The 13,282-nt window shown below is 46.3% G+C and carries 3 protein-coding genes and 1 pseudogene; 3 read left to right on the top strand and 1 reads right to left on the bottom strand.

Annotated features, from left to right (window positions below; translation table 11 throughout):
- Positions 1–153 precede the first annotated feature (153 nt).
- A pseudogene (locus ABRZ28_RS23330) lies at positions 154–300 on the bottom strand (hypothetical protein); the annotation flags it as partial.
- Between the two features lie 213 nt (positions 301–513).
- Between ABRZ28_RS23330 and ABRZ28_RS23325 the strand changes: the two are divergent.
- The 3 genes from ABRZ28_RS23325 (at position 514) to ABRZ28_RS23315 (ending at position 13,282) form a co-directional block, all read left to right on the top strand.
- Positions 514–3,873: an STY4851/ECs_5259 family protein gene (locus ABRZ28_RS23325; protein WP_330521717.1), complete on the top strand. Its 3,360-nt coding sequence runs from the start codon at positions 514–516 to the stop codon at positions 3,871–3,873.
- Positions 3,873–10,199 (top strand): motility-regulating DEAH-box RNA helicase, encoded by a 6,327-nt coding sequence (locus ABRZ28_RS23320; RefSeq protein ID WP_330521716.1) that lies wholly within the window; start codon positions 3,873–3,875, stop codon positions 10,197–10,199. Before ABRZ28_RS23325 ends, ABRZ28_RS23320 begins: the two co-directional genes overlap by 1 nt.
- A gap of 224 nt (positions 10,200–10,423) precedes the next feature.
- Positions 10,424–13,282, top strand: a complete 2,859-nt coding sequence (locus ABRZ28_RS23315; RefSeq protein WP_330521715.1) for a DEAD/DEAH box helicase — start codon at positions 10,424–10,426, stop codon at positions 13,280–13,282.

Genomic DNA, 13,282 nt, shown 5'->3' with positions numbered 1-13,282 from the left:
ATCAGAGACGGTGTAGTTTTGATCGACAACCAGCTGAGCAGATTCGCGTTTGAATTCAGGACTAAAATTTCTTCTTTTCATTGGAGCACCTGTGTTGTTCTGAGGTGAGCATATCACCTCTGTTCAGGTGGCCAAATTCAGTAAACCACTTCAAGCATACTCTCGGAATTTGTTATGAATATTTTTATGATCACACCACCATGCAGCACAAAATACAAAGATAACAGCCCAAATAAAAATGTTTGTGACGAGTGTGGAATCAATTGATTGAAACAAATGTTCAAAAAGCTGAGCTAACATTGTTGTTCCTGTAATAATCACAATTAGTAATGCTGGTGTAAAAATTGTATGTACACCTTGTAAGATATATGGCCTTTAAGCCAGTGAATCTTCGTTGATTGTATCAACTTTCGCCAAGATATACATGATTTCTATCATATTTGGTTGGTCTCAGGCGTTGAGCTTTCCTGCAATCATAGTAATCTGTTACTAATTGTATCAATCGAAGGCAGGTTGCTTGTGAAAACTCCAGTTAACCCACTTTTGCGATGGCTCAATGTGTTTTTTAGCAGTCGTTCATTACCCGGAGCTGATGGGAGGGCGCTGTATGCTTACCGTTGTCATGATGCAGAGTATGAAAGTTTGGCTGCTCTTCTTCGTGCCCATGTTCCACGTAACTACCCCAAAACCATTTTCATTTCTTACAGTGATGTTTTGTTCAGCATATACGCCGCTGAGTTTATCCGCCGTAACCATACTGCAGGACATCCAAGATGGGACGTTATTTTAGAATCGATTGGCTGGAAGGTACCTTACGCACATCGGCAAAAGCTGGTAAATGATGGGATTCGTTACTGGAAAAGAAAGGTGAGAAGTCTGGGTCAAGCATCGGGTTATCTGCATACTCTGGCTTGCGAAGGCGGTTTGCCCATCCGAATGATTGAAAATGAAAGTGGCTATTTAATAACCTATTTCAGACGAATTTATCAGGCACTACGTGGGCAATCGTCAAGGCGTCCTGCGGAGATAATCGCACAAGAACTGGGCGACACTATTCCTGTGACAATGCAAAATGAACTCGTCTATGAAATAGCTGGTGAATTTTGCGAGACACTTCATACGTTACTCAATGAGCATACCACTCATGGTCAGGACCCCGTTTCCTCACTACGCAAACAATATCCTGACTGGCATCTTCAACTTCCGTTGGTACTCCCGGAAGAGAATGCCTCAGAGATTGTAAGACGACTACTTTCTCAATCTTCAGAGCCCCGTATATCAAGCAATGTGCTGGTTGAAAGGATATGGATTGATGTTGATGACAGTTGGTATTGCGATGCCCGGTTTCGATTTCCGGCCACAATGCGTACTGAACAGTTAATATCCCTGTTTGAATGCAATATTCAGCCGGAACAGACACGACTCATCATTTCTGCAAAATGGAGAAATGGTGGTGCCCGGTTAGCAATGCTAAGCCGTTATGAACAGCAAGATTGGCGAGTAGAGTTATTACCCTTCGCTATGCAAAAACTCTCTGGGGCAGATGCGATGACCGAAATCTCGTTGTCGCTCCATGAAGGGCCGATTCTGCTAGGTCACGTAATTCCCAAAGGGGGTTATGAGCTTACTGAAGATTTACCATGGGTTTTTGAAGCGATGAATGAGAGCGAGTCACAGTTAAAACTTGTCGGCATGGGCTCTGTTAGTTCCAGGCAAAACTCTCTTTTTATTTCGCTACCGACAAATAGTCATTTGGATATTAGTGGAGAAGGTGAGTTTGATATCCCGAGGTTGCTGAAAAATAGTGAACGCAGCTTAACTAAAATAAGCGGAGTATTCAGCGTTGTTTTACATGATGGCGCAGTTTGTACGATTCGCACGCAGCAACTTTATGATTCTGCGATTGAGTATTATATAAAACCGACAGAGATCGATCTGGTAAAATCTGATTATCCTGTCCATCGTGCCTGGCCAAAGATCGGCTGGAAAAAGGATATGCAGCATGGCATTGTCCCAGAGAACGAACTTTTTTGGAGATCCATTCGTTCAGGTAACAACTCCTGGTTTTCTATCGCATCAGTAATGCCGAAAGGGCAGATAGAAGTCAGGCGAATAGTCAATGGTGAAGTTTTATTTAGCGGTAAAGTTGTGATTTTGCCAGCAGATTTCGATATTCAAATTATTCCCGAGACTGCTCAGCAAGGTGTTATTGTACTCTCTGGTATAACGGATGCAAGGGTTGATAAATATTCAAACAATGAAAAGGTAACACTTAAATCAGATTATTTGCAAAACGAGTGTGTTATTGATTGTAATTCATCGCAGATGCTAGAAAGCACCATCAATTTACGAGTATCCTGGAAAGATGGTTCTAATCTTAAATTGTTATTACCTAAGCCCGTTAGCGGTGGACGGTTTGTAAGTAATGATGGTTCTGTTCATTTTGACGGTGTTGCATCTATAGCACATTTGCATGGTGTGGACGCTGAGCTGTTAACAATATCTTGTGCCGGGAAAGGATATCTTAATATCGAGTTGTTGGATGAAAACCCGATGTCTGAAAAATTTCATTATTTACATGCGGATATTCCATTGTTATCTGGCCGTAATGAAAAGTTGCAACAAATTTCACTTTATGAGAATTATAATCTGCTGAACGCCATGCTTGCATGTGCATGGAAAAATGATAGTACATTACGTGTTGATTTTTACTCTGACAGATTTGGTAAGGACAAAACAACACTCAATATTAAACGCTACGATGGCCGTTTTATTGAGAGTGATGAAAGATTACTGGTTGATATAAAAGATTCTATTGTTTTTCCTTACCATAAAATAGACGACATGGTTGTTGAAGCCATTTCTCTTAATGCTCCTGACTTATGCACAGTCCTGCTGAAAAAAGATGATTCTGGTTATGATTTCTCGACGTTGAATACTCAAGTTGGCCCATGGTTAATTGTGGGTGAAATTGATGGTGCAATTCGTATTGCACCAGTGATTAAATGGATGTTACCTACATTACAGACAAATGATTTATTTCTAAATGCTATATGCAACGCAGAGCCAGAACAACGCAAGGAATATTGTAATGCGCTATTTTTGGAAATTAACAATAATCCTTTGCAAAACTCTTGTTATTTGTTAGTTGAATACATTAAAAAATACAAGTTGAATAATAGCTTGCCTTTGCTGGAACTGGATTTATTTAGAGAGATTACGAGTAATTATTGCGTGGTTGTTCAATTGTTAATATCATCATGTCTTTCTGGGGATAGTGATACTATTTATGATATACAGGAGGAATTACCCTTCTCATGGGGGTGGATTCCTGTTTCAATATGGGAAGATGTCTTTGAACAGTGTTGGTGTTCTCTGGAAAAACAGATTAATGATAAGGCATTTGCATTAAATATACTACAGCCATTTATTGCATTTATAAATCATCGAGCGCATATCGATCGTCGATTAGTTCCCATCGCTAATATGTTGCTTACACATAGTGAGATATTACCTGCAGGTTGCACTGTATTGCCATCTGTAAGCCGCGAGCAGTTTAATGATGCCAAACAGATGTTATTAAGAAACCCAGATAGTTTTGGACGTATCAGTACTTTTTCTAAAGAGCTTTGGGATAGTGCTATTACTCCAGATCTTAAATCTGTTTTTAATAAATTTTGGATCGAAAACACATATCACACTCGTTTTGAAAAACGTTTTAATTTGATGTTAGTCGCGGCGCTGCTCTCCCAAAGAAAAAATAAACTTATGCATCAGCTAACTGCACTTTTTGAATTTCACTATCAGCAAGCCCCGCAGCAATTGGGGGTTATCTATCAGTATTATTTTGAACAAGCAGGAGTATGTCATTGATGAACGTTCAGCAACTGCATTATGCGCCACTTCTAAATCAGCTTCATCAGCGTGCGGTGAGGTCGGTGGTAAGTCAGCTGGCATTGCGGAGCAAGTCGTTGAGTCAATATCTGGAATCTCAATATTTCCAGCCTTCAGGTCTGGGGGGGTCACTGCTTGCAGATCCGGTATTCGAAAGTACGTTTGGCTGGATGCCTGCAGATGAAACAATGGAGGATTTGCGTGACAAACTGATCTCCAGCCCGCTGGTTGATGCTTTGAGCAATGCGCCAGTGCCGTTCCGTCATCAGCTAACTGCGTGGCGAACGATTCTTGAAGACAAGCAGTCCCTATTAGTGAGCAGTGGTACAGGGTCAGGAAAAACAGAATGTTTTATGGTGCCGGTGCTGGAAGATCTTATTCGTCAGCAAAATTTGACCCGGCAGTCACTAACAGGGATGCAAGCTATTTTCTTGTATCCGTTGAATGCGTTAATAAATAGCCAGCAGGAGCGGCTTCGCGAGTGGACTCGCGGGTTTAAAGGGAAAATACGCTTCGCGCTATATAATGGCGAAACCCGGCATACCAAATATGAAGTTCAGGAAGACCAGCTCAAAGTACCTGAACAGGCATTGAGTCGGGAAGCCATTTATGAAGCCCCACCGTCCATCATGGTGACGAATACCACGATGCTGGAATATATGCTGATTCGTCGCAAAGATGCCCCTATCATTGAAAAGTCCCAGGGAATGCTGAAGTATATTGTCCTTGATGAGGCTCACAGTTATATTGGCTCTCAGGCAGCTGAGTTAGCGCTGCTTTTACGTCGCGTCATGCAGGCCTTCAATGTTGGACCTGGTACAGATAAACCTGTGCAAATCATTGCTACCTCGGCCACTATTGGTGAAGATTCTCCTGAAGGTAATAAAGAACTTGCTAAATTTGTTGCCGATCTCGCGGGCGTCACAGAACGTGATGTAAAAGTAGTTCGCGGCTATCGACAAATACCGCCGATATCGGAGTCTCTTATTCGTCATGAATATCCCACATCTTTAGCATCTCTTAACTCACTAAGTTCTCAGGAACTTTACCAACAGCTTTGTCATTACCGTGTGGCCCAGCAATTGCGTCAGGCGTTAACTCGCCCCGGACGCCTGGCGGTACGTTTGAGTGAATTGCTCAATGTTGCCAGAAGAACCTGGCCAGACATTAATCACCGTGAGCTGCTGCAGCTTCTCGATCTGATGGCGAAATCGCGAGAGGGTGAATCTAAATTTTCACTAGCTTTTACGCCATTACGTATGCATGGGTTTATCCGAACACTCGCGGGCCTATGGGCATGTTCAAATAAACAATGCGCACATAAAGCGAGTGAATTAGGTGAGAGTGACTGGCCATTTGGTCAGGTATGGTTTGAACAACGCCAATATTGTGACTGTGGTGCGCCTGTATTTGAAATCTTACGTTGCTCCGGGTGTGGTTCAGCTTATTTGTCTGCCAAAGAGGAAGTGCGCGGTGATGGAACGAACTGGTTGGTGGCGCAACCTGCTGCTGCCGAAGAGGATGAATTTGCTCTTGACCTCGATGTTTATTCTGAAGATGAAGATAATAACGAATTAGAAAATAACTCTCAATTTGATCGTCTTATAGCGAGCGATGGTGAAAAATATATCATTTCACTGGAGGAAGCGACGGCGGGTAAAATCGACCGCGAGGCGCAAAAGCACTATGAGATAAATCTGCTAAGACCTGAATCTCGAGGTGAGGGACGCAATAATTCCTTTGCTTGTGTTTGTTGTGGTGACACCCAACGGAAAAATAATCTTTTGTTCCGTCCGCTTCGACTCGGTGCGCCCTTTTTTTTAAATGAAATTATTCCTACTCTGCTTGAATTTTCGCCTTTACCGCAAACAAGAGAAGAGCAGTTAGGACCGTTTAATGGTCGACGCTTGCTCACCTTTACGGATTCACGTCAGGGAACCGCCCGTATCTCTGCCCGATTACAGCAGGACGCAGATAAAGCTACGTTACGAACCCTTTGTTATCAGGAACTGGCAAATATTGCAGAGCCATCAGGAATGCTCAGCCCAGCCCACTGTGCACTGTTAGAGAAAGTTATTACCCAGTTTTCTGTCCTCCCTTTAAAAAATTCCATCGACGCACTGAAAAAAGCGATGGTTGCGAATGAGAAGCTTAGCCTAGCGGACGTTCAGGCACTTAGAATTATCGAGCCGATGGTTAGTTCCTTAAGCCAGGAACATGCTGAAGCGATGCACATACTCCTGGCCAATTCTGGCAATCAGCAGAAGAAAACCATGTCGTGGCAAACTCTGTCTGAACAGCTGGTTGGCAGTGTGGACCTTGCCGATAGAATGAGAGGCAGTTTTAAAGACTTGTCTGGACTTGAGCTTACTAAACAACAGTTTGCTGATTTTTGTTTATACAGTGAGTTTGGTCGCCGCCCCAAAAATGCCTGGACCCTCGAAAGTCTGGGGCTGGTGGCCATTCACTATCCATTTATTGATAAAGTCACAACCTGCCCGCAGGACTGGAAGACATTATTACCCGACCCCGATAAGCAATTACCGGAATGGCGTAATTTATTGAAGATTACCCTTGATTTCTTTATACGTGAAAACAGTGCCGTTTTTTACGAAAACGAGGAGTACCCTCGCTGGATGGGAGCACGTTTCCCGGTAAAAATGCTGCAGGGGCCAGATAAAAAATACAAAGGGCAGAAACGTGATCAACTTTGGCCACAAATACGCGATCGCCATTATAACCGGGTCATTAAGCTATTAATTGCTGTCTTTCCGGCAATACAGCCTGAGCAGGCTCACTGGAAAGCGCTGGTTAATTACTTAATGAATGAGGTCTGGGAAGCTATTCGACCATGCCTGCGTCAGTTTGAATCTGGTTATCAATTGGACATTAAACAACAAGCTGAATTTTACAGTCCAAAGCAAGTCTGGCGTTGCCCCTATACTCGCCGTGCGTTAGATGTCACTTTATTGGGTTATTCTCCGTATTTACCAGGTAGCAAAGAGATAGCACCTGAAAAAGCTGTATTGATTGAAATGCCTGAGCTTCCTGCGCGTCACTGGCGTTTATCCGGTGGTGGAGAAATGGCGCGAGAAGAGCGCCTGCACTGGCTGGAAAGTAATGAACTCATTCAACATGCTCGGGAAGAGGGGGTATGGTCTACTCGCAGCGATCGATTGGCCCTGAAAGATAGCTGGTATCGTCTGGAGGAACACTCAGCGCAGCGAACACCAGAGAAGAACCAGTTTAATGAAAAACAATTTAAAGCAGGGAAAGTCAATGTGTTGAACTGTTCCACGACCATGGAAATGGGCGTGGATATTGGTGGTATGAGTTTGGTCGCGATGAATAACGTTCCTCCGGCTCCGGCGAATTATTTGCAGCGTGCTGGCCGTGCTGGCCGTCGCGGTGAAAGCGCATCTGCCGCCATTACGTTATGTAAAAACACCGCGCATGGAATGGAGGTATTCAAAGACCCTCTCTGGGCGTTCAACACCGTTGCGAGTGCCCCACGGGTTCGTTTTGGTAGCAGTAGTATTGTTCAGCGGCATGTTAACGCATTGGTTTTAGGCGCGTTTTTACGAGCTGAAGTTCCTGATGCGACAAAACTGAGTTGTAAATGGTTCTTTGAGGGTGATGAGAGCCAGTGTCTTCGTTTTCTCCATTGGTTAAATCATCAGGCCGATCAGCTGGCGGATAAACTTAAACGCCTTACCCAGGGAACTGTACTGATGTCATTGACGCCGACACAGCTCTTGACTCGTACGCAAACGATGATGCAGCTGGTTGATACTCGTTGGAGAAGCCAACTTGCCATACTGTTGGAAAACATCGAAGCGTTGAAAACAGATAACAGCGCGTGGGAAGAAACGCCAGCAGGCAAAGCAATCACTTATCAGCTTCGTGATTATCGCGGTGCTTATCTGTTTTCTAAACTCATCAGTGAAGCGTTCCTGCCGGGTCATGGTTTCCCGGTTGGCGTGGTCAATTTCAATTATCTGACCGCGGATGAACTGGAAAGACGTCGCGCAATAAAAGCCACTCAGGCTGACCCTAATGAAGGGGGAGAAAACTTTTCTCGCCGCATTGAAAAACTGCCCAGCCGTGACCTGCCCACAGCATTACGTGAATATGCTCCTGGTGCTGATGTGGTATTGGGCGGAAAAGTGTATCGTTCCTCGGGTATTATGCTTGGTAAAGTACTTGCCAGCGGGCAGGAGCTGTCTGGCGATCATCATATTCCGTGGTTCTGGCATTGCCGTAAATGCGGCGCGGGAGCGACCAGCGCCACCCGGCCTGTCGAATGTTGCCACTGCAAGGCAGATATACAGCAGCTTGATGTGAAGCGGTATTTACAGCCTGTCGGTTTTGCGACAGACATTCGTTATCAGGCACATAATGATGTATCCATGCCTGCGCAACTTCCCTGGAAAGATCCTCGTGTTCTTGTACCTTCTTCGGTGTGGGTCTCCTTACCCGATGCTGGACTCGGACGTTACCGTTTTAGTCATAGCGGGGAATTGTTCCACTTCAGTGAGGGTGAATTTGGTCATGGCTACGCAATTTGTCTTTCCTGTGGCCGGGCAGAATCTCAAACCCAGCCCCAGCGTACTCCGGAGAATCTAAAGAACCCGGAGAAGGAAAATACGCACTACCTGTTGAGAGGCGGTAGTAATGATCGGCAGGGGAACAATAAATTGTGCCACGGTCATGTTCATAAAGATCTGTGGTTGGGATATAGCAGCCGTACAGATATGGTTGAGCTGCAACTCAGTGATGATAATGGCTTATTGATCAGGGATGATGTTGCCGCGCGTTCCCTTGCGGTTGCTTTGCGTGAAGGATTAGCGCATAAATTGGGTATCGAAAATACTGAGCTGGGCGTGACGACGCAGCAAGCGCGCGATATCGATGGCTTCACTGGATATTCTATCTTTATTTACGATAATAATGCTGGTGGTGCGGGTTATGCAGTGCAATTGATCGATAATTGGTCGGATGTCTTTAATTATGCCAGAAAATTGCTCGATTGCAGCTGTGATAAATTCTGTCACCACTGCTTGCTCAGCTACGACAGTCAGCATTATGTAGGTAAATTAGATCGTCATCAGGCATTAACCCTGCTCACTAATCTTCGTCTACAGCGGCTTAATCTCGCGCCAGAATATCAGTACTTCGGAGAAAGTAGCCGGGTTGAAACCAACCCACTCAGTTTGCGTATTGCGCAATGCCTGAACAGCGAGGTTTATGATTCCTGCTCGTTGGTTCTTGCTGGGTCGCATGAACAGTGGAGTTTTGCGCAATGGCCATTATTTAAAGAGTTACTCCAGTTTGCTTCCTCTGGGGGCAATGTTGAGTTGCTGATTGCCACACAGCTGGAAAACTTAGCTGATAGCACAAGACATCAGCTTTCCGCGCTAGCGGCGATACCGGGTGAACGCTTGCAAGTGAAATCTATAGCCACTGCGCAACTTGTGCAAGGGAAAGGGATCTTGTTGGCACAGGTCATTCGTGAGGGGCAAACCCAACAGTGGGCCGCTGCCGACAGTGCCACCGTTTCGCCCGGTGAATTATGGGGACAAAGTTCAGCATCGCCGGTAGTGACGATTAAAAGGGCGTCCAGAAAAACATTCTCGGGTCAGCCCTTGAGTGCAGAAGACTTACTGCCAGTGTTACCCGCTGGGGCGGTACGCATCAATCTCAGCCAACAACTTGACGGTCTGGTGGAAGGTTTTGGTTCGCGTTTCTGGGCACTGATAGCTCAGCAGCATGCTGGCTGGAAGAAGGCCTTTACTAATCGATGCGAAATTACTCACGTCCATTATAGTGATCGTTATCTCAATAGCCCGTTTACTGTACGTTTGTTAGGTGAAATTTTGACGGAACTGGTTGAACAGGGGCTGGCAGAACGCGCCGAACTCACTGTTTCAGTTAAAAAGTTAGAGTACAGTTCTCGCCAACACGATTCACTCTATAACGCATGGCTTGATGAGCAGGATCGCCAGCAAGTTATGACCAGGTTGCTGGAAGAGGGCTACCTTGGGCCAGCCTGGTCAGGGAAAATCTCATGGTTAGCAGGAGATAATCAGAACACCGATCACGGACGTGAACTGAGCGTGACCTTCAGCGATGGCAGTGAACATTATGTGTTGCTCGATATGGGACTAAGTTACTGGCGTTGTACGGGTGACACATTCTTCGATTTTTCAGGACGAATACCGAATCAGGTCGAGCGCCTGGCAACATGCCGGGCATTGGTTATAGCCCCGGATAATGGATTGAAGAGTTATATCATCGCAGGCTAAACGAATTCTCCCCCACCGACTCAGTGTGGGGGAGTTGACCCAGCTCACTTTTTAACTATCGCTGTTTGAAATTTATGCGTTATTTCTGCGTATTACATTCCATTTTATCCCCCCTGACGCCACCCTTCATGTTATCTTTAAAGCCCTCTTTTTTATCGCAGTGTGCAGCGACATATCGCTCGGGATAGTGTTATCACCACTGCCTCATAAAGACAGAAAAACCGATGAATAAGCAAAATTATGCACCTGGAATGCGGGTGGTTATTCGTGATGCAGAGTGGCGCATTCGCCGGGCGGATGACAGCGGAGATGGTGGCAGTCTGCTGACCTGTGATGGAATTTCAGAGCTGGTACGCGGTAAAGAAGGGCTATTTTTGACAAAGCTGGAACAAAAAGTCGAGATTCTCGATCCAGCAAAAACAAATCTGGTGGAAGATGAGTCAGCCAATTACCAGGCGGCTCAGTTGTACATCGAGAGTCAGATACGTCAACGCGTACCGACGGACAGCAAAGTCCATTTTGGACATCAGGCTGCGATGGACTCCATGCCCTTTCAGCTCGATCCCACGCGCATGGCGCTGGCGCAGCCGCGCCAGCGGATATTAATTGCTGATGCGGTCGGGCTGGGTAAAACGCTGGAAGCCGGTATTCTGGTTTCAGAGCTGATTCGCCGTGGTCGTGGCAAACGCATTCTGGTGCTGGCGGTTAAATCCATGCTTACGCAATTCCAGAAAGAGTTCTGGAGCCGTTTTGCTATTCCGTTGACGCGGCTTGACTCCGCTGGCTTACAAAAGGTGCGTAACCGCATCCCAACCAACCACAACCCGTTCCACTATTTCGATAAGACCATTATCTCCATCGATACCCTGAAACAGGACATCGAATATCGCCACCATTTGGAAAACGCCTGGTGGGATATTATTGTTATCGATGAAGCGCATAATGTCGCTGAACGTGGGACCAGCTCCTTGCGCAGCAAACTGGCAAAATTGCTCGCCGGGCGCAGCGATACGCTGATTATGCTCTCGGCCACGCCGCATGACGGAAAGGCTGAAAGTTTTGCCAGCCTAATGAACATGCTCGACCCAACGGCCATAGCCAATCCGAAAGAGTATGAATACGCCGATTTTGCCGATAAAAATCTGGTCGTGCGTCGCTTCAAAAAAGACGTAAAAGATCAGATGGCTGGCGAGTTTCCGGAGCGCAATATTGTCAAATTGATGCGCCCGGCAACCGGGGCCGAAGAGGAAGTCTACCGCCGTTTGGTTGAGAGTCAGTTCCGTGACGATGATGATGAAGACTCGCGGTCAAATAAAGGCCGCCTGTTCAAAATCACGCTCGAAAAAGCGTTGTTCTCCAGCCCAATGGCATGCGCCAGCGTGGTGGCTAACCGTCTGAAGCGGCTTGAGAACCGCAAAGAAATAAACAGTCAGAGCCAGATTAACGAATTAGAGTCACTACTGCTGGCACTCAATAATATTGATGCCAGTCAGTTCAGCAAGTATCAGTTGTTGTTGGAGACCATCCGTAACGATCTTCGCTGGAAAGCGAATAACACGGAAGATCGCCTGGTGATCTTTACCGAGAGTATCAAAACGCTCGAGTTCCTTGAGCAGCAACTGCCTACCGATATCAAGCTGAAAGACGATCAAATTGCCACGTTACGTGGCGACCAGGGCGATACAGTCCTGATGGAAACCGTCGAAGCGTTTGGCAAAACCCAGTCACCGCTGCGCCTGCTCATCTGCTCGGATGTGGCGTCTGAAGGCATCAACCTGCATCACCTCAGCCATAAAATGATTCACTTCGATATTCCCTGGTCGCTGATGGTATTCCAGCAACGCAACGGGCGTATTGACCGCTACGGGCAAAAATACCAGCCACAGATCCGCTACTTGCTGACTGAAGCCAGCGAACCGCAGATCAACGGTGATATGCGTGTGCTGGAAGTGTTAATTAACAAAGATGAACAGGCGCAGAAGAATATCGGCGATAGCTCCGAATTTACCGGCAAATTTACGCAGGAAGAGGAAGAAGAGCAGGTTGCTGAATTTATGATGCAGGACGATGGCGCCAGCCTGTTCGATGAACTCTTGAATAGTAACGTCACTGAAAATGTTGAACACGACTTGTTTGGTGAAATCTGCAGCGCGGTGTCCAGCGATGCCTCGACCGTGACCGAAAGTGACATTAGCCTGTTTGCTAATGAACAGGCGTACTGCGAAAAAACGCTGGGATATCTGAAATCCAGCGGTCAGACCATGCAATACGATACCTTGCCTGATAACACCTTATCGCTGGTCGCACCGGAGGAGTTGCGCCGTCGCTTTAACCAGTTACCGCCAGAAATTGTGCCGGAAAACTGGCAGCTTTATCTAAGCCAGGACAAAACGGTTATCACGGAGGCCATTTCGCGCGCGCGTGGTGAACAGCATGCCTGGCCCGATGTGCAGTACCTCTGGCAAATCAATCCGGTAGTGCAGTGGTTAGACGACAAAATCCAGTCCGCATTTGGTCGCCATCAAGCTCCGGTGATGCGCCTGCCGCACCTGTTTGAGCCAGATGAAGATCATTTCATCCTTTCCGGACTTTTCCCGAATCGTAAGTCGCACCCGATGGTGAACCCGTGGCTGGTGGTGAGCTTTAACCGCGAAACGTTAAGCGGTAGCCTGCCTTTTGCTGAGTTTCTGAAACGACATCCGCAACTGAGTAGCAAGTTGACTAACAGCGGCGGCAAACATCGCAACCACCAACGCCAGCAGGATCTGCTGGAAGCGGCAATCGCCCATGCGCGGGATGTGTTTGTTCACGATCGAAATGCTTTTGAGGAGCATATCAATCAGCAGCTCAATGAGCATCTACAGAAGTTGGACGTTCTGCGTGGGCGTCAGCTGAATCAACTGGAGCTGGATTTTGCCGATAATAAACAGCAGCTTTCGGTGAAACAGAGCCGCAAAGAACAACGTCAGCGCGAAATCGAACACAATTTTGACAGCTATATCCAATGGATTGAGGACACCATGACCACCGAAAAAGAGCCCTACATCCAGGTTATTGCTGTAATCACCGGAGCGGAGGGCTAA

The sequence above is a fragment of the Brenneria sp. g21c3 genome, assembly GCF_040240345.1.
GTDB lineage: Bacteria > Pseudomonadota > Gammaproteobacteria > Enterobacterales > Enterobacteriaceae > Brenneria.
This window is presented reverse-complemented; position numbering and strand designations above follow the sequence as displayed.

What these genes read in the sequence shown, in the direction of transcription:
- ABRZ28_RS23320 (WP_330521716.1), top strand. Translation starts at nt 3,873, where the DNA reads ATGAACGTTCAGCAACTGCATTATGCGCCACTTCTAAATCAGCTTCAT.
- ABRZ28_RS23315 (WP_330521715.1), top strand. Translation starts at nt 10,424, where the DNA reads ATGAATAAGCAAAATTATGCACCTGGAATGCGGGTGGTTATTCGTGAT.